At 51.6% G+C, this 25677-nt stretch carries 22 protein-coding genes; 12 read left to right on the plus strand and 10 right to left on the minus strand.

The annotated features are described in order from the left end of the window. Positions 1–267: 267 nt before the first annotated feature. The 6 genes from AC2FH2_RS16005 (at position 268) to AC2FH2_RS16030 (ending at position 7675) form a co-directional block, all read left to right on the plus strand. A complete protein-coding gene (locus AC2FH2_RS16005) occupies positions 268–2133 on the plus strand; it encodes a DEAD/DEAH box helicase family protein (protein ID WP_496824344.1) in 1866 nt (621 codons plus the stop codon). After that, positions 2130–2315, plus strand: a complete 186-nt coding sequence (locus AC2FH2_RS16010) for a hypothetical protein (protein WP_496824346.1) — start codon at positions 2130–2132, stop codon at positions 2313–2315. Before AC2FH2_RS16005 ends, AC2FH2_RS16010 begins: the two co-directional genes overlap by 4 nt. An 11-nt stretch (positions 2316–2326) precedes the next feature. Beyond that, complete coding sequence (locus tag AC2FH2_RS16015) at positions 2327–4261, plus strand: AAA family ATPase (RefSeq protein ID WP_496824348.1); 1935 nt, start codon at positions 2327–2329, stop codon at positions 4259–4261. Further along, a complete protein-coding gene (locus tag AC2FH2_RS16020) occupies positions 4258–4758 on the plus strand; it encodes a hypothetical protein (RefSeq protein WP_496824350.1) in 501 nt (166 codons plus the stop codon). The genes AC2FH2_RS16015 and AC2FH2_RS16020 overlap by 4 nt, the downstream gene beginning before the upstream one ends. A 20-nt stretch (positions 4759–4778) precedes the next feature. Continuing rightward, entirely contained in the window at positions 4779–6605 is a 1827-nt protein-coding gene (locus AC2FH2_RS16025; RefSeq protein WP_496824352.1) for a DUF262 domain-containing protein, read from the plus strand. Between the two features lie 143 nt (positions 6606–6748). Then, a complete protein-coding gene (locus AC2FH2_RS16030; protein WP_496824354.1) occupies positions 6749–7675 on the plus strand; it encodes an HNH endonuclease in 927 nt (308 codons plus the stop codon). Between the two features lie 22 nt (positions 7676–7697). Here the strand turns inward: AC2FH2_RS16030 and AC2FH2_RS16035 are convergent, their stop codons facing one another. Continuing rightward, positions 7698–8750, minus strand: a complete 1053-nt coding sequence (locus tag AC2FH2_RS16035) for a class I SAM-dependent methyltransferase (RefSeq protein ID WP_496824356.1) — start codon at positions 8748–8750, stop codon at positions 7698–7700. A 294-nt stretch (positions 8751–9044) separates the two neighbouring features. Between AC2FH2_RS16035 and AC2FH2_RS16040 the strand changes: the two genes are divergently transcribed. Then, positions 9045–9695 (plus strand): DUF4007 family protein, encoded by a 651-nt coding sequence (locus tag AC2FH2_RS16040; protein WP_496824358.1) that lies wholly within the window; start codon positions 9045–9047, stop codon positions 9693–9695. Positions 9696–10350: 655 nt separating this feature from the next. Here the strand turns inward: AC2FH2_RS16040 and AC2FH2_RS16045 are convergent. The 6 genes from AC2FH2_RS16045 to AC2FH2_RS16070 form a co-directional block, all read right to left on the minus strand. Continuing rightward, positions 10351–11004 carry a DUF3299 domain-containing protein gene (locus AC2FH2_RS16045; protein WP_010442259.1) on the minus strand — a complete coding sequence of 218 codons (654 nt, stop codon included), beginning with the start codon at positions 11002–11004 and terminating at the stop codon, positions 10351–10353. An 18-nt stretch (positions 11005–11022) separates the two neighbouring features. After that, the gene (locus tag AC2FH2_RS16050; RefSeq protein ID WP_260027312.1) at positions 11023–12426 is read right to left on the minus strand and encodes an ABC transporter permease; all 1404 of its coding nucleotides are present in this window, start codon (positions 12424–12426) and stop codon (positions 11023–11025) included. Next, on the minus strand, positions 12426–13112 hold the full coding sequence (locus AC2FH2_RS16055; RefSeq protein WP_037321629.1) for an ABC transporter ATP-binding protein: 687 nt from the start codon (positions 13110–13112) through the stop codon (positions 12426–12428). Before AC2FH2_RS16055 ends, AC2FH2_RS16050 begins: the two co-directional genes overlap by 1 nt. A gap of 29 nt (positions 13113–13141) precedes the next feature. Beyond that, positions 13142–14251: an HlyD family secretion protein gene (locus AC2FH2_RS16060; protein ID WP_496824361.1), complete on the minus strand. Its 1110-nt coding sequence runs from the start codon at positions 14249–14251 to the stop codon at positions 13142–13144. Between the two features lie 82 nt (positions 14252–14333). Continuing rightward, a complete protein-coding gene (gene gntH, locus AC2FH2_RS16065; protein WP_109312726.1) occupies positions 14334–15788 on the minus strand; it encodes a guanitoxin biosynthesis MBL fold metallo-hydrolase GntH in 1455 nt (484 codons plus the stop codon). A gap of 4 nt (positions 15789–15792) precedes the next feature. After that, positions 15793–16101 carry a hypothetical protein gene (locus AC2FH2_RS16070; protein ID WP_496824363.1) on the minus strand — a complete coding sequence of 103 codons (309 nt, stop codon included), beginning with the start codon at positions 16099–16101 and terminating at the stop codon, positions 15793–15795. A gap of 81 nt (positions 16102–16182) precedes the next feature. Between AC2FH2_RS16070 and AC2FH2_RS16075 the strand changes: the two genes are divergently transcribed. From AC2FH2_RS16075 to AC2FH2_RS16090, 4 genes are all read left to right on the plus strand, one after another. Further along, positions 16183–17571 carry a tetratricopeptide repeat protein gene (locus AC2FH2_RS16075; protein ID WP_496708102.1) on the plus strand — a complete coding sequence of 463 codons (1389 nt, stop codon included), beginning with the start codon at positions 16183–16185 and terminating at the stop codon, positions 17569–17571. Between the two features lie 549 nt (positions 17572–18120). Further along, positions 18121–19683, plus strand: coding sequence for an arylsulfatase (locus AC2FH2_RS16080; RefSeq protein WP_480489018.1), 1563 nt, complete (start codon positions 18121–18123; stop codon positions 19681–19683). A gap of 126 nt (positions 19684–19809) precedes the next feature. After that, on the plus strand, positions 19810–20199 hold the full coding sequence (locus AC2FH2_RS16085) for a DUF4345 domain-containing protein (protein ID WP_170582982.1): 390 nt from the start codon (positions 19810–19812) through the stop codon (positions 20197–20199). Positions 20200–20227: 28 nt separating this feature from the next. Continuing rightward, positions 20228–21058, plus strand: coding sequence for a DUF302 domain-containing protein (locus AC2FH2_RS16090; protein ID WP_496824366.1), 831 nt, complete (start codon positions 20228–20230; stop codon positions 21056–21058). Positions 21059–21671: 613 nt separating this feature from the next. Here AC2FH2_RS16090 and AC2FH2_RS16095 read toward each other — a convergent pair. Continuing rightward, positions 21672–22568 carry a LysR substrate-binding domain-containing protein gene (locus AC2FH2_RS16095; RefSeq protein WP_496824368.1) on the minus strand — a complete coding sequence of 299 codons (897 nt, stop codon included), beginning with the start codon at positions 22566–22568 and terminating at the stop codon, positions 21672–21674. 103 nt (positions 22569–22671) lie between these two features. On the opposite strand from AC2FH2_RS16095, the gene AC2FH2_RS16100 reads away from it, so the two are divergent. Further along, on the plus strand, positions 22672–22896 hold the full coding sequence (locus AC2FH2_RS16100) for a hypothetical protein (RefSeq protein WP_496824370.1): 225 nt from the start codon (positions 22672–22674) through the stop codon (positions 22894–22896). A 1-nt stretch (position 22897) separates the two neighbouring features. On the opposite strand, the gene AC2FH2_RS16105 is transcribed toward AC2FH2_RS16100, so the two are convergent. Both AC2FH2_RS16105 and AC2FH2_RS16110 read right to left on the minus strand, forming a co-directional pair. Next, on the minus strand, positions 22898–24640 hold the full coding sequence (locus AC2FH2_RS16105) for an adenylate/guanylate cyclase domain-containing protein (protein WP_496824372.1): 1743 nt from the start codon (positions 24638–24640) through the stop codon (positions 22898–22900). 394 nt (positions 24641–25034) lie between these two features. Continuing rightward, positions 25035–25403 carry a hypothetical protein gene (locus AC2FH2_RS16110; protein ID WP_496824374.1) on the minus strand — a complete coding sequence of 123 codons (369 nt, stop codon included), beginning with the start codon at positions 25401–25403 and terminating at the stop codon, positions 25035–25037. Positions 25404–25677 lie beyond the last annotated feature (274 nt).

Below are 25677 nucleotides of genomic sequence, written 5' to 3' on the forward strand. Positions count from 1 at the left end.
ACCGGTTAGGCAAATCTCGATTGAGCACGTCGAGCGTGCGGCGGGTCATACTGGACAACTGTTTCAGGTCCTTATGATTTTCATGGCAAAGGTCTTCCTGGGTTTCGCTGCTTTTCTTTCCTTACCAGCTTCCTTGACCCCATTGTTGCTGCTACAAATAGCGGTAACTAGGCCGCCGCTCCACGAACCTTTTTATCGAAAAATCAAACCAGTATGCCCCTCCGAGAGTTACCTACCCTTCCGTCACTAAACACTTCAACGAACGGGATGATTTCGGAATTCTATGGACCAGCTCTGGCTGCATCAAATCAATATGACCGCGGCGTAGGATACTTTACATCAAACTGGTTACGCCTGGCTGCGTCAGGTCTGGCGGTCTTTGCCGGCAGCGGGGGAAGAGCGAGGTTTGTAGTAAGTCCATACATGGGGGCAGAAGATTGGGCTGCACTCAATCAAGGCGATCAAGCAAAATCAAACCAGCTGCTTTATGAGAGCTTAAGGAGCGTTATCGACGACCTTCCGAGCGCGCTTGAAACCCAAACGCTTGCGGCGCTGTCATGGATGATAGCCGACGGTCTGTTGGACATACGCATTGCATTGCCCAGAGGAGACCTGGACGGCGATTTTCACGATAAATTCGGAATATTCTCCGATGAGCTTAGTGATAGTATCGCTTTCCATGGGTCGCAAAATGATAGCGCCAAGGCTTTCCGAAACTATGAATCCATTAGTGTGTTTTATTCTTGGATAGACGGACGAGAAGCTGAAAGAGTTGCAGAACACCAGAATCGATTTGACAAACTTTGGAACAACCAAGATCCGAATGTACGCGTATTTCAGTTGCCGGACGCCATAAAGAAGAATTTGATCCAATTCACAAGCACTCTTGGTAGACCCTACAACGCACCCAAAGCCCCAAAAGTCAGCAAAAAATCAAATAAGTGGGTTCACCAAGACACAGCCGTAGAGACGTTTCTAGAGAAGAAAAATGGCGTCTTGGAAATGGCGACCGGAACTGGAAAAACGAGGACGGCCTTCAAAATAATCGACGAACTCACAGAGCGGTGCGCAATAAACTCGGTCGTGATAACAATGTCCGGTACAGACTTGCTTACACAATGGCACAAGTCAGCGATCATGAGTTCGGACTTGGCCGTGTTCCGGCATTTTGGAAGATGGAAGGAAGCCTCTTCCTTTCTGTCTTGTCGATTGCCAAAAGTGCTAATTATCGCACGCCAACAACTCAGCAACGTCTTACCTTTCCTTGAAAATGAAGACGTTAATAAGGCGCTACTTGTCTGCGATGAAGTTCATGGAATGGGTTCACCTTCGATGGTGCGCGACTTGACTGGACAGCTGAGAAGATTCAAGTATCGGCTTGGATTGAGTGCCACACCCGAAAGAGAGTATGATAGTGAGGGCAACGATTTCATTTCGGCCGAGATTGGGCCTGTTATTTTCGAGTTTGGGCTCGAAGATGCAATCAGAAAGGGGATCCTCTGTGGTTTCGAGTACACCGCGCTGAGCTATACACTGTCCGACGAAGACAAGGCTGAAATCCGTCAAATAATCAAGCGACACCATGCCAAACAAGCTGCGGGTGAAGCTGTGAGCGACGAGGCTCTTTACCGTGATATTGCTCGCGTCCGAAAAACCACAAAAGAGAAAATCAGGCCTTTCAACGACTTCCTCAGCGAGCAACCAGAACTATTCAAGAGATGCCTCATTTTTGTCGAAACCGCAGCTTTTGGCAGAGATGTTCAATCACTTCTCATGGAGGCTCGCATACCGTACCATACTTACTTTCAGTCCGATGAAAGTGCTAACTTAGAGCGTTTTGCAGAAGGCAAACTAGAATGTTTGGTAAGTTGTCACCGCCTATCAGAAGGAATTGACATTCAGTCCGTCCAGAACATCGTTTTGTTCTCGTCATCCCGAGCCAAACTCGAGACAATTCAAAGACTTGGCCGATGCCTTAGGACCGACCCAGAAAATCCATCCAAGAGAGCACATGTGTTGGACTTTGTTGACTTCACCAACCAAGATGCGGTCGACGGCTCTGCCGACGTAGACCGATACAATTGGTTCACACAACTCTCAAACGTTGTTCCGGAACAGGACGAAATAGAATGAATAATGAGAACGCTATCGACCCGGAGGTCTTGGATGCCATTGCAGACGCCCTTCGCAAGCGCGGGCTGGAAGATACGCCCTATGCACGAAAGTTCGAAAAGCGCATTGTGAATAAGCTGATCGGTCAATTCCACGAATCTGATCTACTCGATTTAATCAATGATATGCCGAGCAAAGAGTAGGGCCGAGCCGGATGAGAGTTCAGATCACTGGCTGGCGTGCCAAAAACCTTCGTGGCTACCTTAGAGATGTTGATATCGATTTTTCTAGCCATCCTAAGCGCTGGACTCTTCTCCAAATGCCGAACGGCACGGGGAAAACGACAACCATGCGTCTTTTCCGAGATGCCCTAACAGGTAAGAGCCTGACGACGACAGATATCAATTCCCTAAAAGTTGACGATAGTGTCGAATCTGGGTTTTTCGAACTAGCGCTAAGGATTGATGATGATCCTTGGAGGGTTCGAATGGACTTCGACTTTCGAAACGGTCGATGCACCTTCACTACAACATCCGTGAGCGATGTTGCAGGCGGGGATAAACCCGGGCATCGCTTGCCTCCAGTGTTACGCGACACTCTTGAAGACAAGACAACTCAGCTGTTCGTTTTTGATGGCGAACTAGCATCAGAAATAATTGAGCAGGGAGCAGATCGTGCGGATAGCTCCATCAGAGCACTCTACAAGCTCGACCAGCTACGAGAGCTTGAACTTGAAATAGATGCGCTAGCCAAGAAGCGCCAACGAAGCGCAGCATCCATCTCCTCCGCAGCGACCAAGAACTCCATTGAGCGTTTCACAAATGAACTCGAAGAGGTTCTTAACACTTTAGCTCAACTTGAGCGCGACGAACGAAGTCTGAAATCTGAGAAGAAGGAAAGCGAACGGGCAGTTGATGAACTGGACCGGCGGATCGATGAACTTACCGGACAAAACACCCAGTATGCAGATGAGCTGAAGGAGATCGAGGGTGAGATTCTACGTTCTAGCAACCTCATTTCAGACCTGACAGCGCAGTCGATCGAGTTATTCAGATCACCACCTTTGCTCCATGAGACTGTATTCCATCGGCTGGAATCTCTTGGCGGGACCATGCAAACACTCAAACTTCCGCGCACCATGTCAGAAGAGTTTTTCCTTCAACTCGCCGAACAAGAAAAATGTGTTTGTGGATCGACAATTGGAGAAGAAGAACGTCAAACCATTCTCTCAACAGCGAAAGACTATCTGGGCAATGACCAAATTGCCGTCATAAACCAGATGAAGCTGGCGCTGCGAGACGTTGACCGAGAAAGGACCTCGCTAGGAGAAGCTTTGGGTCAGCTTAGTATGGCGCGAGACGCGCTGCAGTTAGCTAGTCAAAGAAAGCTAAGAATTGAAGCAGACCCCAATGCACCCCGATTTGAAGAAATCGAGAAGTGCAAAGCTGAACGAGCAAGGATTATGAGTCGGCTTGAGACGGTGGATGAATCCATTGAAAAGCTCACAGCGGACTATCTTGGCTCAACCGATACGGCATGGCAGAACAATATTCCGGCCTGCAAACGAGAGCGCCATTCACGCCAAAGGAAACTAGATACTGTCTCAGGTACGTATGATTTTATGCAAAAAACTGAAGCACTCAAGGCTTTGGTTAAGAGTACTGAACTTGGTGCGGTCAAGAGACTAAGAACACGGATCAGAGACAAGACCAACAAGAACCTCGAGAGCATACTTCCGAATGAACAGCTACGAGTTTCTTCGATTGAAGGAAGCCTACGCCTGACGACGGACTCTGTTCAGGTCAAGACTTCAGTGAGTGAAGGTCAGAAACTTGCAGTGTCTTATGCTTTTCTTACGGCCTTGCTTGCTCAAGCACCACACAAGCTACCCTTTGTCGTAGATTCACCTGCTGTTTCCTTGGACATCGAAATTCGCAGAACAGTCGGTGAACTGATACCTCCACTGTTCGAGCAGATGATCATCTTTGTCATCTCGAGCGAGCGTGAAGGTTTTTCCGATACTTTCTTCGAAAGAGACGATGTTGAGTATATCACAATATCGATTGATGGGATTACTGGCCGCCCAAAAGTTGAGAATGGCATTGATGCATTCCAGAAGTTCCACGCGACTGTAGGAGCTAAAGGATGAGTTTTTTGTTACACAAGGGCGTTAGGTCGTATTTTGGTTACCGAGACCAGAAGATGTTCTCAAACACCCCTCGGGATGACGATAGGGGTCGCGATTTCTTGCTGTTCGATGCATTCTATGCGTGCCTTATGGTTGGCACATGTATTTCCGGAATGGGTCGTGAAGACGATTTGGAAGGAAGCACCTTTTTCCCGGGTGGCTACCCAGAAGTATTTCGCGAATCCAAAGAGTTCATCGCGGGTCTCGTCGTAGAAGCTGAGCTACGACGACTGGACACAGAGCACTATACCAGCCGAGATTTTGAGCGCGAGATTGCAAAACTGCTCGATGTGAACTCGCCAACTCGGCTGAGTGAAACTGCTGGGGTGGACAAGGCGAACCTGTATGCAGCAGGCGGTTTTGATTATCTTGAAGAGCACCTCCAACCAAAGCCCACCAGTGTGCAAGATTTCCTCCTACGATTCCACGAAATGTGGGGTCGGCGAGTGTCAGTTTGACGGCAAGATCGGCGGATTTAATGCAGGATTCTCTCAACCTTCGTTCGGCACAAACAACGGTTTCCTCGTTTCTCGGAGGCTTCTGCACCTTGGCGGTGCCACATTTTCAGCGAGACTATGCTTGGGACAAAGCCGCAGTATCTCTTTTTTTGGGAGATGTTGACCAATGTAGAAGGAAACGGGTTACAGCAGCACCCAGACCTCACTTTCTTGGAGCAATTGTAACATCGCCAGGTGAGATTCCCGGCACTTCACGCCCGCATCAAATCGTCATTGATGGACAACAACGCCTTGCAACTGTTTATATGTTCCTCTGTGCATTGAGGACAAAATATCAAGAGACTGCTAGGAATGCTGCGGCGCTCGGCGATGCACAAGAGTTTGCAGACTTTTTCGGTGCAAGAGCCGAAAACCTGATTCAAACATTCGAACAAACTAGTGATATCGAGTTCAAGTCACAGAAGTCGATCCGAAAGCTTCTGCTAAACAAAGTGGACGACCCATATTTCGAGCGTCTATTGGCGGGACAAGACCGCGAAGCATCAAGGGTTTCTCATCATAGGCTGGAGCAGGCAAACGCTGCAATCGTAGAGTATCTGCAAAGCCTTTTTGAGCGGGCTCAGGACAATCAAGATGCCCATAGAATTCTGGAAACACTGTATTCGGTGTTCCTGAATGATCTCATCATTGTTCATTTATCCGCTGGATCCAGTAGCCAAGCCAACCACATCTACAGAGTTCTGAACAGCCGGGGCGTTCCTGTATCCAACTGTGACCTCCTAAGAGCGTCTACCCTGGAATTTGCGTCGCCCAGACTGGATAGTGGCGAAGTCGGGTCAATGGAACAGGCATGGGACAATGTCCTGTCAGGCGGAAACCTGAAACCTGATGACGCCCTTGAAGCTGCGTTTACATCTCGAACGGGGATCCATCGGAAGCGACACCAGCCTGTCGACCAGATAGAAGAAGTTCTGTTTTCAAGCGTTCAAGGCGACGAAAAAGCGACGGAAGGTGAAGCCAAGAGTGTCTTGCAAGCTGTTCAACAACTAGAGCAAGACGTGGTTGCGATTCAAAAGATCGCCGGTGGTGAAATTTGTGTTGCGGAACACCCAAGTTTCACCCCGGTTTTTAAATCGCGCTTTGAAGCTATCACCAAAGTCCTTTGTCAAGAATATTGCTTTCCCATGCTGCATGCCGCGTCGCTGCTAAGCCCCGGCACCTTTGTGCAGGTCGCCGACATCGTAGAGCGTTTTGCGTTTCGATACGGTGTGGTGGTCAAAGCGCCTATCTATCCAGTCAGCGTAATATTCGAGAAACATATCCAAATCATAAGGGAAACGCCCGATCAGTTTGGTGTCGGCGATCTTAGGAGTGACCTGGCATCCTTACTCTCCGATTTTGCTGGAGACGATGTCTTTCAAGAGCGACTCAGGGCTTTGGAGTATGGACAAGATAAAAACAAAGCCATTCGCTACGCACTAGTCATGATGGAGCTCATGAAACGCTGGTTTGACGATGGAGCCCAGGGGAGACCTGTATGTCGGGATCCTACGCGCGTTGTGGATTTTAAGACGGTTACGCTAGAGCACATAGAGGCACAAAACGCAGATAATATGGATCCTGAGCTTAGGCCTTTTATTAACTCGATTGGCAACTTGACCATAATGAGCCAAGGGGAGAACGATGCCGTAGCCAATAGAGAGTTTGCAGCAAAGCGAGCAGCTTTTGCGCAATCGGACCTAGCGATCAACAGGGATATTTCACTCAACGAAACATGGGATATCAACAATTTTCAAAATCGCCGTGGTGACGTGGTGTCAAAATTATTTAGGATCTTTCAGATCTAGCAAGCATCAAACCTATGTTGATTTGTGCACAAAGTAGAGAGCGCTGAGGCGCACACTTGCGGCGGCACAGAAACGTGACGGGTACAAGGCAAGCAAAGATACCAAACATCAGAAGGTAAAAAAAAACGGTTCAGGTTGCATTCATGACCAAAGATTTACTGCTTGAATTCTTATGCGATAGAATGTCAATGACTGATGTTTATCAGCCAGTTGTCCTTAAAGAACTACTACTCAACAACGGGGTACGGACAAAAGCACAACTGGCGACGGCCTTGGCTGGTTATGACATTTCTGTCCAAGAGTATTACGAACGGATCGTAATGCGGTGGCCAAAATCCACTCTGACAAAGCATGGCATGGTGGAGTATGAGCGTAAGGGCTCGAAGTTTCGGCTCGTAACCTATCCAACGAACCAACAAGCTCTAGACCGAGCATTGGCCATTTGCGAAGAAAAGATCATTGACTGGATCGAGAAGAAAAAGACGCGAGAAAAGGCACCAGAAGCAGGTGCTTCGGTCCGCTATGAAATACTAAGGTTGGCGGGTGGAAAGTGCCAACTATGCGGGATCTCTTCTCAGGTTCGCCCGATTGATATTGACCATATTGTTCCCCGCTCAAAGACCAACAAAGAAGGTAAAGTGCGGCTTCATGGAAAATTGATTGATGTCAACGATCCTGAAAACCTGCAAGCGCTCTGCTTTTCCTGTAACCGAGCCAAACGAAACCAAGACAACACAGATTTCAGGCGCCGTGAAACCGTGGTCCGTGACGGCGTACCAGCGTATCATCAAGGCGCTGGCAACGAAGCAGAACTCAAAGTACTTGAGGGACAAGCTTTAATTTCCGCGCTCTATGAGAAGCTAGAAATCGACTACCTTAACCTGATGCAGACAAAGGAAGATCACCTGCGCAAGGCCAACCTCGCAGATATTATCGAGATTGTGTTTGCTCTTGGAGGACAGTCGGGCATCAGCAGAGAGAGCCTTTTACAGCTTGTTGAAGAGAACAGGAGCACGTTTGGCGGTTATGAGAAAGGGTACTACGGCCGCAGGTCACTTGAAGGTCAATGAACTGCATGCGTAGGGCGGCCAACTATGCGGCGCTCAGCATCACTGAAACCCACTTAACAGAGCTGCGGCCCAGCAGATCATCTTGTTCCCCCAGCACTTGAACGTCTAGACCCAAGGGTTCCGCAACTAGTCTGAGACCTTCAAGACTGACTGAAAGTATTCCTCGATCTGGCTCCGCCGGACCTAGACGCAAAGTGACATATATCCGTCCATTCGTTGCGAGAAGATCAGAAAGGCGTTGCAGTGCCGCAGCTTGATCTTCAGGGTCGACATGCATCCATACAGCACTCAGGACAATCAAGTCAAAACTGTCTGAACCAACTTGAGTCAGTCTTGGCAATTCATCCGGCAGCCATCTGATCGCCATTGCCGGGTGCAAGTGCTGAGCGATCCGTCTCATTGCGCTGGAAGGCTCAACCGCTGTTACATCGTGACCGAGCCTAGACAACCACGCTGCGTCTCTTCCAGAACCGGCGCCCACATCGAGAACTCGCAATTGAGTTCCTTCAGGGAGGGCGGCCAAGTATGCATTGAGCTCCGGATGCGCCTCCATCGGGTCAACCACTTCATACTGGTCCGCCAAACGTACCGCATGATCTTGGTAGTAGCTAAGGGCGGGATTGTCAGTCATGTTAGCAAACTCCCTGCCCCAATCTGTTTGTCTGACGGTAAAGATCAACAGCACGCTACTTACAGCCGCTGCCAAGAGCAGCACCACCTGAAATGCTGTGCGGACTACGAACTGTCGATTGTACCACTCCGGGCCCTTCGCTTCGACGAAGTCTTCACCAAGGTTCAAGTTCAGCCAATCCAAGTGTTTGTCCATGACGTATCGCAACCGCACGATAATGACAGCAAGCGCTAAATTTCCGACGAAAGCCAAAACCAAAAGGGCGACCTGAAACACTGGAAAATCCGAAGCACCTGACACGCCAAACCACAATCCGCCCGTCAAAGTCATCGATATGATAGGAATCTGCCACATTTGCTGATTCAACGATCGAAACGTTTCGTAGTTTTGTTCGCAGGCGATCTTTTGGATTTCTCCAGTATTTCTTTCTAGCTTCGCGTTCATTCAACAGTCTTTTTTGGAGTTGCACGTTTCTGACTGACACCATGCAGGACCAAGTGAACTGTTACAATTCGATAGTCCACCGGTTCAAAGAGGTGGTTCGATTCCTTTGAAAAATTTCGGGCTGTTTCGCAAGTGGATTTCCCACTCGAATTTGCCGCCACCGGGCCTAGCCGCGATGGGTTGGTTTCATGGTTCTGTGTAAGGCCTGAACGTCGCTCGGAACCCGCTCAACTGCGCTCATCTGTCATTTCAGCATCCTTTTGACTATTGTCGTGGTGTCGAAACTTCCGTGCGATGGCCCTGCGTCCGCAACCGTCCATTGTCATCGGGCATCATAGGAGGGAACAACGGGTGACTGTGTTCTTTCATGGCAACTTTGGATTGAATAGAAAGCGCATGTCTCGCGTGTTTGCCAGCGCCTTGGATCACCCGGCACATCGCGACAAGGACCTCGCGAAACCCTTTGGGTATGGCGCACCGTTTTCCGCGGCATACCGTTCCTGGTTGCATAAATCTGGGGTGATTGAACTGCGGTTTCCGATCACCCCGACACCCTTCGGAGAGGTGCTTCGTGAGAAGGACCCAGGGTTCCGCAAAGAGCCAACACTTTGGTTTTTTCACCAGCAACTGACAGCTGATTCGGAGCGTGCGGAGGCGTGGAACTACTTCATGGGCGAGTTCCGAGCCACAAGCTCGCAATTCTCGCTTGCCGACCTTCGCAATGGATTGGTGATGAAGCTCAGCGCACACGACGCGAAACACTTTGGTCCCCAAAGCAAGATGATACCCGTAATCGCTCGTAAACTTCTAGAGTGCTACACGGCTGACGGCGGACTCGGTCCTTTGGGTCTGGTAAAATCCCACGCAGACGGAAGCTACGAGTTTTCAAGCAAAAGGCCCGGAAGAGTATTCTCAACCGTCGCCGATCTGAGAAATGCGTACTGAAAGCAAACTAATACCCATGCATTTCTCAGTAGTTGACTGACCGCTTGATATGCCTGATGAGGACCAAAGACTTGCCCTTGAAATGTATCGAGTTGAGCCGCTCCCCGTTGTTCCGGAATCTTGAAGTTGGACCGGTGATGCGTCTTCGCGAGTCTTGGTGTCTGCTTTAGGCACGCTGCAGCGCAGCTAAAGTTACATCAGCAATGTCGGCTTTGGGCCGCTAGTGAAGTGTACAGACAACGTTTTCTTGTGAATGCTGCGCTGCCTCCGAGGTCGGCGGTGAGCCCAAACTAACGGATGCTGCGACACGCACGAAAGGCGGCTTACAAGCGCGGTATGCGATGCGATTAAGAACACTGATCAATAGGTCAAAGAGACAACATGATCGATCAAGAGCAATGAAAAAGAGTTCTTGCTACTTATAATAAGCTGATTAACCAGCGAGGGTTGCCGGGTGTACTTGTAAAACCCGTACGCGTGGAATGGTGTGGTCACGAAATGGCGGATCGTGAAAAAAAATCGCCCTATTGATCATCAAGGAGCTTCAGAGGAGATTTGCAGCGTCACATCTGCACGAACCAAAGATCCTGATACAGGGGTGCGGTGCAAAGATTTATCCCGGTGAAGCCATAGAACAGACCTCTAGTCTGACTGATCAGTCATAGATTTCTACCGACAGCGCATCCATCGCATATGAGGTTTCGATATTTGCCTGGCCGTCCACGTAATTGAGTGACTGGGACCTGCTCAGTGCCCGCATTTCCCCGCTTATCCAAACCGGCTTATATAACTCATCGATTTCGAAGCCTTGTTCGTATCGCACGTAAACCATCTGATTGGCTGGAGGTGCTGGTGTGTGAATGCAGGCTCCAACTGTCGGAACCAGAAGGAATTCGACCGCCTTCTGGTCGACAATATCCAGGGGAAGGAGATAGCCGGGAAGGCGCACGTTCTCTCCCAAAAGGTCAAGGTTCGGTTCGCGCGCGGCAATCAACCGTTGGTTCATCACAATTTCGCGTTGTTCAAACAACCAATCTGGGTCAAGGCCTTGAGATACGAGTCCTTCGCGGATCTGAAACGCTTCTGCGCGCTTCTCGTCATCCGCAGTGTCCGCATGCAGAACCTCAATCCGATAAAGCATGGCCAACGCATTGACCTGAGAATATTCTAGGGTGGCAAAAGGATCGTGGTAGGGCCGCTCTTCAGGAAGGAGATCCTGCCAACTTATGTTGCGCGGATCCGCTGCTAGAAGAGGCCCCGCAATCGCAAGGGCGAATAAGATATTCAGAAAATGCGCAATGGTTTTCATTTCAGCGGATCCTCTTATTCAAAGCCGCACCAACAGTCCGTCTGATAGCGTCATACGGTACACCCTTAACGCAGGTATAATACTGGCAAGAAGACCAGAGCAGAAAACGATGGCTATGAGAAGAACCTCGCGAAAACTCGGCAGGCCAACACCGATGCGAAGCCCAAAATTTGCGGCAAGAATCGGATCTATCACGCGCGTGAGAGCGCTGAGCGCGATTACTCCAAGCACGATACCGGCCGACAACAATAAAACGGCTTCAAGCAAGATCAGGGAAAAGACGCCGGCAGGTGTTGCGCCCACGGATCGAAGGATCGCAAATTCACGCCGCCGGTTGTCGAGTGAAGCAGACAACATGACCACCATGCCGATCATTCCAGCCACTGCCACAGCGCCTGCCATCAGACGCAGCGCAGTCTCGGCCGTACTGGTAATCGACCAAAGCTGCAACAGCGCAACATTAGGAAGAACGGCGGTCAGTGCCTCGTCGCGATGGTCTGCCAGTTGCCGTTGAACTGAAAGCACCGCCGTTTTTTCCTCCAGCCCGGCAAAAATCGCGTTGATGGTCCCCGGTTCATGATCATGGCCATCGTGATCGTGCCCGTCAGAGGTCGTGACAGTTTGCCCCTCGTCTTCATGGCCGCTTCCGTGAGCATGACGGTCGTCATGTTCCTGATGCCCTTCTTCGTGCTCGTCAGGCTCGTCTAACTCCACATGGTCATGGTCTTCGTGTTCTCCGGCGACTTCTGGTGCTTCGATCAAAACGAATGGGTCCGCAACCTCTGATGCAGGTTCTTCGTGCAAGGCGTCAAAACCCTCGAGTGAGACAAAAACCATTCTGTCGACGGCCGTCCCGGTATGCCCCAGCACGCCGGTCACTGTGAATGGCGCTTCGTCGTGCACATCAAAGGCGACTTCCCCTGAGCCATGGGCATTCACGATTTCAGTACCTGACGTGTACCCGAAAGCCTGAGCAACTTTTGCTCCAATCACTGCGCCATCTGGAGATTTAAACGGAACACCTTCAGCAAATATCAGTTGCCGGCCGCCACTATGACGAAAGTGGTCAAAATATTGCTCGGACGTTCCGATCACGGGATATCCTCGGTGGTTGTCACCCATCATGATTGGCACTGTCCAGCTTATCTGGGGCAGATCTTCGATCATCTCGTAGCTGTCCCAGCTGATACCAGCGCCAGTTGTGCCGACACCAAAAACCGTTGCCATCAGGATCTGCACATCGTTTCCGCGTGCCGCAATGATCAGGTCGATCCCTGATGCAGAATTGGCAAAACCCGCTCGTGCCTCTGTTCGCAGTCGTTCAACCCCAACAATCAAAGCCACGCTCAAGGCAATGCTAAGAACAGTCAACGCAGCGATAAAGCGGCGATTGAGAAGGCTTTTATAACAAAGATTGAACATCACGTTTTGCCCGCGTTCAGCATCGGCAAGTCAACGCTCCGATCGAAGTGTTTTTCCAGGCTGCGATCATGGCTGACAAATAACAAACTTGCCCCTGATGCTTTGCATTCCTTCAACAACAACTGGACAAACGTGTCTTTCGCTTCCTCATCCAAAGCCGAGGTGGGTTCATCCGCCAAAACTACTTCAGGCGCCCCTATCAGAGCACGCGCCGCCGCAACGCGTTGTTGCTGCCCAACACTCAGTGCGCTGGCAGGTCGATTGATGAGCTCAGTATCCTCAAGACCCAGCTCACTTAGCAACCGTGTGGCGGTAGCCTTGGGGTCTGGCCCCGACCGATTGCGACGTCGCGCTGAAAACCGGCAGGGCAGCAACGTGTTTTCAAGCGCACTGAGCCAAGGCAAGAGATTGAAGACCTGGAAAACAATCCCCAAATGATCCACACGAAAACGGTCACGATCACCTCCGGCCAAAGCCCCGACATCCGTGCCTGCAACGCGAACCGCGCTTTGCGGTACATCGATCACGCCAGCAATTGCCGAAAGCAATGTGGTCTTTCCGCTGCCACTGGGGCCTTTCATAAACACACTTTCCCCGGCCTCAAGATCGAAGCTAGCGACTGAGAGAACCGGGTCAGGTTGACCGGGCCACCGAAACACCAAGGATTTGAGCTCTACAGTTTTCATTGATGACACAGATGCTTTGGCTTGGTTTTTCAAAGATAATTGAGCTTCTTGGTGACCCAGAAAAGGATCTCTGCCAAAACACCAATGGCTCCGGCCTCGTCTGTCTTGACCAAAGCTGTTCCTGACGTTCCAAATTGCAAGTAATTTATGTCTGCATCTGCAGGTAGTTCAACCAATACGATGTAGCTGGATATCCCGGTTAGTTCGCGCAATGAGGGAAGGCCTGACCTTAGATCAACAGTACCTTCGACAGTTCCGACCGGAAAATCGGAAATACGGCCGGTAATTTCTCCGCCGGGTTCCGTTCTAAATGCAAGCCGGATTTCGTCACCGACCGAAACATTGGCACGACTGGATTGGGGCAGAGTAGCAATTACTGCAAAGTCTCCGGGTTCGACAAAAGTTATTGCCCCTTGTAGCGGAGTGGCGCGGTTACCTGGTCGTAGTGATACAGCCGTGACAACGCCGTTTCCCGGCGCTTTTACAACTGTTTGCTCTAAATCCCAAAGAGCTTGCGCAAGTGTCTGTTCGGCCTCCACAACACCTGCGTCACGCCCGTCGATCTTCGCGGCGATACGCCGCTCAAGGCTTGTCTTCCGGGCTTCTGCTGCGCGGATATTCGCGGTCAACTGGTCGATGGTTGAGACAGCCTCTTGCAGTTGGAACGTGGTTGATGCCCCGCGTTCTTCCAAACGGATGATGTCATCACGACGCTGAATTCCGAAAATCAGCTGAGCAGTCAGGGATTCAATCTCGGCCTCGGCAGCTGATAAATCTGATAACAGTTGATCGGCAAATGACTTTGCAGTTTCCAAGACAGCTTCGAGCCGGGAAACCTCGGCTTTGAAAACCTCATTATCTATCCGGAATAGGGTCTCGCCAATTGCAACTTCCTGGTTTGGCTCCACAACGACTTCTGTAACCGTGCCCGCCACGTTCGGAGCAATATTCGTCGAAACACCCTGAATGGATACCGGGCCAGTCGGAGTTGTGTGGTTCAGCGCACCGATGACCACCAGAGCGATAACACCGGCTACACAGTAAACCAGAGTTTTCCAGAATCCATTCCAGGGGAGAAGGTGAAACTTGGAAAAGACCAGCCAGACTATTCCAAAGTAGAGGCCAAGTACGATTAACAAGACTTCATTCCTTCGTGATGTTTCCGGAAAGTTCGAACGACCACCCAAACTTACGAGTGATCGCCCTGTTTGTCATGATGACTTAGTTGTCACCTTGCTCTTCCAACACTTTGCGGTTGGCTTCACGATGGCGCCATGCCGCGCCCATACTCTCTTTCAGATTTTCGGGAAGCGCTTCCAGAGGAACAACAAGGTCGTCATCAACTGGCCACTCTGTCAGCAGCTCAGGATGATATCCCTCGGGATAGTACAGCTTAGGATCGATCTCCATATCCCGCACGTAGGGTTCTTGAATGTCTTCGCGCCGGTGGGGCGGCTTCGGCACGATCAACTGACCATTGCTAAAGTCAAACTGCGGCGCTCGTGAGTTTGGAAACTCGGGCAATATGCCTTCGCGAACCCATATCTGATCTTTGGTGACGTTCACAACGATCCCGTCAGGCGCTCCAAAGTGATAGGGGCCTTTCCAGTGCTCTCGGATCTCCGCTACGGTTTCCTCGATCTGATAGGGGTCATAGCTCATGTGAGTGTTCATCAGAAGCCTGGGTTGCACCAGATTGGCAATGTAGCCGGCCGCATAGCTGGGCGTGTGATGGGTGTCGACGGTATACCGCCCGAGGAAAGGCGGCACGCCTTGAACTCCGGATGAGATTTCGATGATTTCCTGTTGCTGTTCCGTTACGAAGACATCGCAGCCTTTGGCGAAAGGAATGTCGATCATGTTGGGTCGACCGTCACCTGTCCAGATGAAGCACATGCCATTCCAGTCCATCCGGTATCCGGACGCACCGTCCTTGGCATGGCTTCTTTGCCAGTGTGTGACTTTGACCCCGTCTTCATCATAGATCACGCCACCATTGTCACGGAAATCAAATTCGTTGACTTCGATGTCCCAACCTTTGCCAACGGGAAAGACGCTGAACGCATCCCGGTGCCAGCCGGTCATCATTTTCATGCCTTCTACCATCGTTGCGGTGCCGTACTCCTTGGTGCGGCCGGATGGGCCGTGGACCGTCAACTGCTCGTGCCATCCACCTGCCCAGGTTCCGAACATCCACAGGTACGGCAGCCCACCAAAGTGGTCCACGTGCAGGTGCGTGATGAATACATCGGTAATTTCATTCAGTGCATATCCACTGGCAATGATGTTCGCTGGTGAGCCCTCACCAATGTCAAACATGAAAATCTTACCGTTACCCAGCTCAACAAGAATCGCTGTGTTCATTTGCCCAGGGCGAATGAACGGGGCAGATCCCATGAAGATAATTCTCATCTCGTTGGGCTGTACATCTTCTGTGCGTGGGAACCAGTTCGCCGCACTTTTCAACCACGGTTGAGGAGAGATGCCCTCAAAGGTCAGACCCTCTTTCCAACGTCCCATTGGGACGCCGCCAGTCAGTGCAGCCTCAATATCTTCTTGGGATGAGGGCTCCTGTACCGGAGGAGCCTGACCGAACGCATTTGTGGCGAACAATGTCGCTGCGACGGCGAGTGCGCTGAGTGACTTAATTGACTTCCTCTGTCTGTCTTGCAGCATATTTTCAGTCCTTTGTTCGAGCCTGGGTGAATATGGGAGCCACTTCTGAGATGGCTTTCGGGACAATCTCTGAATTAGTGAATCGAGAGAGATGCTCGGCGATTTCCTCGGCCAGCCCGTCTAGGCTTTCGGTGACAGGATCGATCAGACATGGTGACGTCTGCTCATTGACCTTCCGGACCCTCTCCAACTCGGTTGAGAGCAACTCGAAGTCACCGCAAAGTGCCTCGAATCCACGATGGTTCTTTCGCATGACGCGGATGCGGCTGATTTGGTCCGGAAAAGCGAGCTCTAGTAAGTTGATGTCCGTCATTGCCCTGGCGCCTAGTCCATCTCTGGGCACTAGGCTGAGGGCACATCGCGCGACGCGGAAGGGTTACACCGTGAAATTAGGGTGACATTCAAATATTCATTTGACAGTATAGAGTTGAAAATACAGAGAAACTTGAAGTTTCAGATGCCCGACAGAGAATTGACCCTTGATCCGGAACGTCACGCGACCCGTGTGAAGTACGCGCTGGACCAGGTATTGGCGAGTGACATATTTGGCAAGGCGGAACGCCTTCGGAATTTTCTGAGCTACGTTGTCGAAGAAGCCATTGCGGGTAGATCCGAGGCTATTCTTGGCAAAACAATCGCTCAGGATGTTTACTTCAAGAGTTTTGCCAGTGATGACGGCCACATCAACGTTGTTCGTGTGGATGCGGGGCGGTTACGGCGGAAACTTCAGCAGTACTATGAAACGGCAGGTGCTGGAGACGATCTGCGCATTCACATTGATAGCGGCGGCTACGCACCTTGGTTCGAGGACCGCTCTGGTACAATTCAGAGCAATGTCGATCATACGCCATTCAGGCCAGGATTACCCTGGCGGATTGGCATCCCTGCTGTCACCATAGCGATCATTGCTCTTGCTTACGTCTTGGGCGGGCGCATGGAACAGGTTGTTGATCTCAACCCAAAGACATCTGCGCGCTCACTTGAGCGAAAGGCTCTATCCGCTAAATCACCCGCTGCAGTACAGGCGTCAAATTACTGCGATCAAGCTCGGGGCCTGCTCTTTCCAATCGCAACTATCGATAACCAGATCCTGGCCAGCGACATTTTTAGAATGGCAATAAATGAGGCTCCCGATTTTTACTGTGGATATGCCGGATTGGCCCATAGTCTGGGAACCCAGGCTCTACTAACGCGAGGCGAGGAAGAGCGTGACGCGCTGATACTGAATTCAGGAAAAATGGCACAGAAAGCTGTGGATATTGCGCCCTCAAACGGCTGGAGCCAATCGGCAATGGCATGGGTGTCTTACGTTTCTGGCGACTATGACAGCGCATTGGACTATTCAGCACTCGCCCAGTCGCTTCGACCCAATGACGGAAACGTTCTGGACTTTCGCGGCGTGATACTACTGGTTATGGGTCGCTTTGAAGAAGCGTATGACGTCAGCGACCCAAGCCACCCCAGAGAGATGGGAAGTCATCGGTTTGCCCACAGGAACATTCACGCGGTTGCCAGTTTTCACATCGGTGAGTTTAGGGAAGCAATCGCGTCCTTGAAATTTGCGAGTGACAATGGTGACCCCGTCAGTGCACTGTCTTTGGTATTTTTGGCGGCTTCCTATCAAAGGTTGGGCGAAGCCAAAGACGCACATGCAACCTTGAATCAACTGAAACAGTCGTGGCCAGAGTTCAGGCCAGATCTTGTTCTAGCAGCATTTTATTCCAGTCCAAATCTATCGGACGAAGTGATTTCAGCCTTAACAGATGCGGGATGGCGGTTTTAAGATATTCCTTTTCGAGCCATGGCTGGAAACAGGCACATTTGCGTAATGTGTGTTTTACCGCCAACACAAGAGAACATATCTTGGTAGTGTTAATGTACGCCGAAAGCGGTCATCGGAATTTGTTGTAGCTAACGGCGGAATTGTCCGCAGAATGTGAGTTCAACCCGCATCAGACTTTGCACTTGCAGCGAATGTCGGCAATGCGGGCTGCGACCGCAGCATCGGCGGACTATGTTGGATGTCGGGTATGGGCCGTCCTTCAAACCTTACCTTTAAGAATAGCACTGAGATGCCGCGCGCTCACCAATGGCCGCGAAGAGCCCGTTGCAGCCCCAGTGAGACAACCTTAATGCTGCAAGCGCATTCGACCGCACTCAGCCCAAACCGGACATTCAACCCAGGACTTTGCAATTCCGGCTTGGCGGGCTTTTTGGTCGAAGAAATTTCTTGCACCAAGGTGCTGAGCCCAAAAAGTTAACAAATCAGACCGTTCCTCTAAGCCGATGTTTTTCCTATGGTTGGTAAGAAGTACCAAGTCGGGAGGTCTTAATGAACAAGCTTATCTCAGTAACGGGTGCCGTCTGCTTTGCTTTCACTGGAGCTTGGGCCGACGAACATACCCCGCCCAACATTCTTGTCATCATGGCAGATGACGTAGGTTGGGCGAGCGTCGGCGTTTACCACGGAGGTGTCAAAAGCATCGAGACGCCGAACTTGGATCGCCTCTCCTCTGAGGGTGCTCGTCTCACAGATTATTATGCCGAGCCAAGTTGTACTGCCGGTCGATCAGCTTTCATGACCGGACAATTGCCAATACGGACTGGTATGCACACGGTTGGACTGCCGGGAGATCCGGTAGGTTTAAACCCAGATGACCCAACGCTTCCGATGTTCCTGAAAAAGTTGGGGTATACGACGGGGCAGTTCGGAAAAAACCATCTAGGCGACCTCAATGAGTTCCTACCGACTGCAAAAGGTTTCGACGAGTATTGGGGTTGGCTCTATCACTTGAATGCTATGGAATATACGTCTGATCCGGATTGGCCAGACGACCCAGAATTCAACGCGCAATTTGCGCCTCGCAACATCATTCATTCATTTGCAACAGAGGAGGTAGACGAAACAGTCGACCCGCGATTTGGAAAAGTCGGGAAGCAGCGCATTATTGATGACGGGCCTGCGCCTCCTGAGCGCCAAAAGACTTTGGATGACGAAGTGACATCTTACACGAAGGACTTCATTTCTCGTGCAGTAGAGTCGGACACTCCGTTTTTTGTCTGGATGGCTCCAGCCCGTGCACACGTCTGGACCCACCTCAGCCCCGAATACGAAGCTATGTTGGGCAATGGGCGCGGACTTCAGGATGTTGTCATGAAGGAGTTGGACAACAACGTTGGTAACGTTCTCAGCCACCTTGAGGATCTGGGAGTCGCCGATAATACCATAGTGATGTTCACCGCAGACAATGGCCCGGAAACACTGACGTGGCCTGATGGTGGTACGACACCGTTTCATGGGGAAAAGGGTACTACTTGGGAAGGTGGCTTTAGAGTTCCTGCGATTATTCGCTGGCCGGGCAAAATTCCAGAAGGTCAAGTCTTGAATGGCATCTTCAGCGGAATGGACTGGATGCCAACATTTGTAGCTGCGGCTGGAGGTCCGACAGATCTAAGAGAAAAGCTCCTAGAGGGATATGAAGGCTATAAAGTGCATCTCGATGGCTACAATCAACTATCTTACCTGACGGGTGAGGATGAAGAGAGCAATCGCCGCGAGCTGATTTACTATCAGGGTACAGACCTCCAAGCAGTACGCTACAACGATTGGAAAGCGCACTTTGTCGTTCAAAACCACGGCTGGTCAGGCCCGAAGGAAGAATTGGTCGCCCCCTTGCTTTTCAACCTCCGCCGCGATCCCTACGAAAAAGCTGCGGAGGAAAGCGGTATGTACGTCCGCTGGATGGGTGAGAAAATGTGGGCATTCGGCCCAGCCGCCCGGTTAGTGCAGGCACATCTCGCTACTTTCGAGGAGTTCCCTCCGCGCGGGAAGCCGGTCGCCAATCAAGACCATGTTGAAGAACAAACATCAACCGAAGGCGGCATCTCTCAGTAGAGGAAGCGAGGCAACCAATACGCCTTTCCCACCGCAGCGTGGGCATCCGGCTCGGATCATCGGATGCCCAAAATAACCGACTAGGAATTTCGCAAAAAGCGAAACCTCTACGAGAAGGAGTCCTCCATGAGTGCTAGATTAGTCCTTCTGCTTGCTGCCGTCGGCCTCGTGCCAATTGCGTTGTCATACGGTCTGATGCCCGGCCGTTCGATCCCAGTTTTGCTGGGATTTCCAGTGGAAGGGACGAACCTGACGCATGTTTTCCGAGCGATTATGGGTCTTTACATGGCAAACGCTCTGTTTTGGTTGGCGGCTGCTTCGAAACCAGAGTTACAACGCCCCGCGCTGTGGGTTCTATTTTTGTTTATGTCAGGACTGGCCGTTGGGCGCATACTAAGCATCCTTATCGATGGAGTTCCGAACGGGGTACTTCTCTTTTATCTTGCAGCCGAGATAGCTTTTGCAGCTCTGGCGGCGGTTTCTCTGAAAAAAGTACGAGGAAACAGGAAGTGGTAAAATGGTGAGGTCTGGCTTTGTTTTCTCGATGATCGCAACTTTATCAGTTTCGGCATCCGCTTTTGCACAATCTTCATCTGTCCAGACCGCGGTGGACGAAAACTTCTTAGAGCTTGAGACTGCCGTTTCCGAAGCGGGAGCTGCTCCAATCGCATCGATAGATCACGCGCGCCTGGCCAAGGCCGAAGGCGTCGAAATGCCAGCATCTCGTGTACTCGTTTTCTCTGATCCAGAGGTAAACACACCTATACTGGAGGAGAACGTACGTGCAGGTCTGGACCTTCCTTTTCGCGTTCTTTCATTCGATCAGGATGGTCGACCGCAGATCGAATACACAGACTCTCAGTTTCTCAAAGTTCGGCATGGTCTAATCAATACCCAAGCGTTGAATGCATTTGAGAACAAGTTGCTCGAAGTCCTGAACGACTTGGATGCAGCACCAGCGCCGACCAAAGGATTAGTTGCAAACCATGGCATCATCGAATTGCGATCTGAGCTCAGCGTTCTAGAGGCAGTGGAACGTGTCAGGACAGCTGTGATGGGACAGGACGATACAGTCTGGTTTGGGGAGATCGATTTTGCGGCCGAAGCGTCCCAACTGGGGACGGAGCTGCCGGATGCTGTTCTCTTGCTATTCGGCGGACCAGCGCCCGGTGGTGTGGCTATGGCGGACTTTCCGGCAATTGGTTTGGATGCCTTTTGCCAAAAACTATTGGTTTACGCGAATGAAGAAGGCGGCTCCGTAGTCATTTTCAATGACATCGCTGCTTTGGCGGAGTTGCACTACGGTTCTTCAGCCGAACCTCATCACGGTTTGAACAAACGGCTGACGGAGACATTTCGCAAGGCAATTGAGTAGCCGCTGTTAGGAAAACGCAAAAAACCTTTGCCGATTGGCCATCTTTTCGTCGTCCGCTTTGGGTTGATTTCAGCGGTTCTCAACGCAACAGGCCTACCACGCTTTGGGCCGTTCGTTAAACTTTGCAAAGGCCGCTTTCTGCGCGTATCAGCCGTGCCGGGCGGTTCACAATGCACCCGCAGCGAACAGCCGGAAAGTCCCGCGATGTGTGAGTTCGACGACGCCCGGATTTCGCGCTTGCAGCGAATGACTGCTAAGCGGGCTGCGATTGCAGCAACTTGACCAGTAGGTCAACGGCAGGTCTGGGCCGTGAGTGGTGGTCTGAAGACCATCTCCCACTCAGGATCCTGTGCCGCCTCCGATGTCTGGTTCGAGCCCAAAATGCTTAATGCTGCGCAGCTACTGAATGACCGCGTTCGGTCACGGTGCTCAGTCCTCAAACCATCAGAACCAATTGCAGCGAAAGGCCAGACAAGTTTCTGGCCGTTACGCCATGAGTTGTCGGCGGCTTCACTCCGAATTGTAGTAATTCATGCACGGCACAAGAGTCTTCTGCAGTGAGCCAGAAGCCGCAAAGTGTTACATTCTGTTTGGTGCTGCTATCCCAGCACGGCTAATCAACGGGGGGTTCTTCATCAAGTTGCGCCTCCTGTTGCAACCAGTCTTTCACACAACGAACGGCTCGACCCCGTCCTGCGCGTTGGTTCGTGGCGAGGTAATATCCGCCAAAACGAAGTTCTACGTCATTGATACGTTCCAAGGCACCCGTTTCAACCTCAATTTGACAGAGATGCTCATCCATCAGAACTGCACCCAAGCCAGCCACAGCCGATTGAATTGACAGTAGCGCTCCCAGTGGATGAGGAAGTTCAAGCGCGGGAACCTCTTTCAGACCGGATTTCAAGAACCAGTCCGGCCAAAGGCGGAATGTGGCCTCTTCTATCAATGGTCGTGACGCCAGAGACGCAAGGTCGACTTTTGAGCCAGAGATTGGCGCAAAACCTGGGGCAGCAAAAGCTCTGACCCGACACGGAAACAGCAGGTCATATCCATTGTCTTTTTGATTTCGCAGATACCTCAGACCCAGATCGAAATCGTGCGCCTCAATGTCCATGACATCTGTTGTTATCGAAAGACGCAAGTCTATCTCGGGATGCGCCGCTTTCAGTCGTGGGAGCCGCGGCACCAGCCATTTTTGCGCGACAGCACTTTCTGTCGTCATGGTGACGACGCCTTCGGGCGCACGGGTCAATGCTTCGGTAGCGAAGGCAATTTGGTCTAAGGCAGGCGTAATCTGCGCCAAATAAGTTTGCCCATGTTCGGTAAGGGTAACACCAGATTTTTGCGTCCGGAAGAGATGCACATTCAGTCGTTTTTCCAACCCGCGAATGTGGCGGGAAATTGCAGAATGCGAGACGTTCAGCTCTTCCGCTGCCCGGGTAAAGCTGCCCAACCGTCCGGCAGCCTCGAAAGCGCGCAGGGGATTTAACGGAGGTAACAGTCTTGGCATCATATATTGTGACTTTTTGGAACAATAGATGTCAAGAAACTGAGTTTGCAGAATTGCATAATGATCCCGATTTTAGGTTTACGCCTGAAAACAGGAGAGAGCCATGATATACGCAGAACCAAGCGAGTTTACATCACAACAGAAGACCAGGGTTTCCGGCTCGGAACAACCCTTCGCCATCCAGGAAAAGATCAAAGGTATGCTCAGTGCTTTTTGCACAAAACGCAACGATCCTACGCGAATGAGCAGGGTTGAACGAAGAGAATCCGGTCTGTCAGAAACCGCAATCGACTGGCATAATGCGCTGCACGGGCCCTTGATAAAATGAGTCAGGCGGGCAAACCAGCTGTCCGCAGACCCGTCGTCAGGACTTCGAAATCTTCCGGTCGGCGCCACATGCTTTTGAATCCGCGCGCAAGGCACGAGATGTTCTCTTCGGTCACCTCAATGCCCCGGCTACCAAACTCATCTCGACGTTCCGCGATAAAATTCTGCAAGGCTGTCGCCGCCTCCGATTGCCTGCCAAGATGCGCATAGGAGGCGGCCACGAATGCCGCAGCCAAAGAGTTAAGCCGCGCCTCTCCAATCAACAAGCCGAGTGCAGCATCGAAGTTTCGGCAGAAGAATTCGACCTGGCCCATAATCCAGTCAATGGCAGGTGGGTGCAATGGGTCCAACCGCATCGCCTCAGAGACCACTTCTCGTGCCTTTTCATGACGTCCGAGCAATAGAAACCCGTAGCCACACCAAGCCATAGATTCAGCTTCGTTTTCGATCAGAGAAATTGTCTTTTCGAACTGTGTGTCGGTTTCGTCCCAAAGCCTTGCACAGAGATAGGCAAACCCCAACTGGTCTTGAATGTAGGGGTCCCGGTTGTCCAGCGCCGCGCCCTTGCGCGCAATATGCAGCGCGTGGTCAGGAGCGTCCGGGTCAGCCAGTCCCAGCCAGAGGTCAATAACATAGGTGTCAGAGAGGTACATGTACGATCGAGCGATGGACGGATCCAGTGTCACCGCGCGCTCCAGCAAAGCCCGCGCTTTGGCCGTATCTCTGGCATTCAGGCCGTCGCGGAGCGCCTTGCTTCTCAGCATCAGTTCATAGGCCTTCATCTCATCTGCCGGTTTCTGCGCTGAGCGGTCGACGAAGTCATGCTGCACACGGCCTGGGAGGACCGCTACGATGCTGCGGGTGACCTCATCCTGAACGGATAGGATGTCTTCCAATTCGCGGTCAAAGCGTTCCGACCACAACTGCGTCCCACCAGCGGCTTCGGCGAGCTGCACAGAAATCCTAACCCGACTTCCAGCCTTACGAACGCTTCCTTCAACAAGATAGTCGGCGCCCAACGCCTCGGCAATTTCCGCAGGATCCTTGTCTTGTGCTCGGAACCGAAAAGACGCGTTTCTGGAAATGACCTGAAGCGTACGGAAGCGCGACAATCCAGTAATAATGTCTTCCGCGATTCCATCGCTAAAAAACGTCTGCTCGGGGTCGTCGCTCATGCTGTGCAGAGGAAGAACAGCTATAGTCGCCTTGCGTGTTGTTTTTCGCTGCGGCGGTTCGGGTTGAGTTTGTCTTTCTCCCCCAATGCGCCACGCGCGTACCGGCTCTACAACGTTTTTAATAGAGTGCGTTCCAGCGTCTTTCCATATCACCGGGATACGGTTGCCGACCACGCGATAAACAGCGTCGGACACGAGCACACCTCCGGGTGGCGCCAGCTGCTCTAGACGCGACGCAAGGTTAACGCCAGACCCAAAGACATCCCCATCTTGCATGATAATATCGCCAAGATTGATGCCGATCCGGAACTGCATCGGATCTGGTGTTTTTGCCGGTGTCTGTTGCCACTCGACTGCACAGGCCACCGCATCGGCAGCGCTGCTGAAACTTGCCAGAAGACCATCGCCCATGAGTTTGACGATGTGCCCACGGTGACGATCGATTAGCGGAGTTATTGTGCCATCAAAATAGGCGGAAAAAGCGGAAAGAGTGCCAGCTTCGTCCTGTTCCATCCTACTCGTGTAGCCGACCATGTCAGCTGCCAGAATTGCTGCAAGTTGGCGCTCCACACTGTTCCTCCCACCCCTGCATATCGGTAGTAGATCAACATAACCATGCCAAACTGACAAACCGGCATCGTTGGGGCTGGTTCTGCGGTCGCGTCAAGAACAAATCTTTGCGCAGCAGAAACGAAAGCTCACTTTGTTCGAGATCTGTTAGTTCCAGCTGGGCTGAATTTTGCAAATGCAGCGAATGACCGGTATGCGGGCTGCGGCTGCGAAATCCAACGAAGCGCTCAAAGTCGGCTATGGGCCGTTTCCAGCAGCAGGTCGACTTGTCCATGTTTCAATTGCGTCTGCGATTGCCAATGCGACTAACCTTTTGTCGGGAAATAATCCTATCCGTTCTTTGGTGTATCAGGATGTGGTTCGCGATCTCTGTGGCTTTGGTCGAGGTTCGGCCCTAACCAGTCGGTATTCTGCGGCCTTTGCCTTCGGCCAACACGATCGGCGGGATCTGGATGACTTCTGGCGGATGGGTGCGCTCGCTGTCGATCACTCGGAACATGGCTTCCAGCATGGCCCCGACGTCCTGGCGAACCGAAAAGAGGTTTTGGGCCATGTACTGGGCAAACGGGTCCCAGTCGAAACTGCCAAAAAGGATCGTGTCCAGCGCCGAACTCTCGTTCTGCGCCAGCCAGTCGAACACACCTTCCAGCGTGATTGTGGAGTTCACGAAAACGGCAGTCGGCATGCGTCCCAACGCTTCGACCTTGGCCGAAAAGGCCGCTTTCGCCTTGGTCGCCGCATATGTGGGCAGTGAACGCAGCATCGTGAGGGTAACGTGAAAGTCCGGAAAGCGACACAATCCAGTTCTACTTTGCTGGCAAAGCCGGCATTCACCGAGATTTCGGGCCCGTCGAACAAAGGCGTAAACCCAGGGCTGTCCAGAAAGATCGAGAACCCAGGCCATGTCGCAGGTAGCTTGGGCGAGGAACCCTCGGGGATGTCACGTACGGCAAGCGCGTCGGGTCCGCACGCTTCGGTCGGGGTCAACACAACCCAGTGGCTGTGCCATTCGATGCCGTCATTCGCCGGATCTTTGG

Source organism: Ruegeria sp. YTSA105 (assembly GCF_059610225.1).